Genomic DNA, 315 nt, shown 5'->3' on the forward strand with positions numbered 1-315 from the left:
CTGACCCAGGCTGGTGTGGATGTCATCAATGCCGGCGGCACGCTCGACACCATCGACCTGCGCGTCACCCCGGTGATGTAGGTGGCGGCGACGTCGCCGACCTGTACGCCACTGTCTTCGGTGAAGTCGTTGCGGTGACGTAGGTGGCGGCGACGTCGCCGACCTGTACGCCACTGTCTTCGGTGAAATCGTTGCGGTGATGTAGGTGGCGGCGACGTCGCCGACCTGTACGCCACTGTCTTCGGTGAAATCGTTGTAGGTCATCGTCAAGCTCCTATCCCAAACCCCCGACCCGCTCACGCTGGTCGGGGGTTT

Annotated in this window: 1 protein-coding gene; it reads right to left on the minus strand. The window is 62.9% G+C overall.

What is annotated here, in order from left to right; genetic code table 11:
* Positions 1-264, minus strand: a 264-nt coding sequence (locus tag P7A97_RS20560; protein WP_277692354.1) for a hypothetical protein, incomplete at its 3' end; no start/stop codon positions are given.
* Between the last annotated feature and the right edge of the window lie 51 nt (positions 265-315).

The sequence above is a fragment of the Pseudomonas sp. GOM6 genome (assembly GCF_029537485.1).
In the GTDB taxonomy this organism is placed as follows: Bacteria; Pseudomonadota; Gammaproteobacteria; order Pseudomonadales; family Pseudomonadaceae; genus Aquipseudomonas.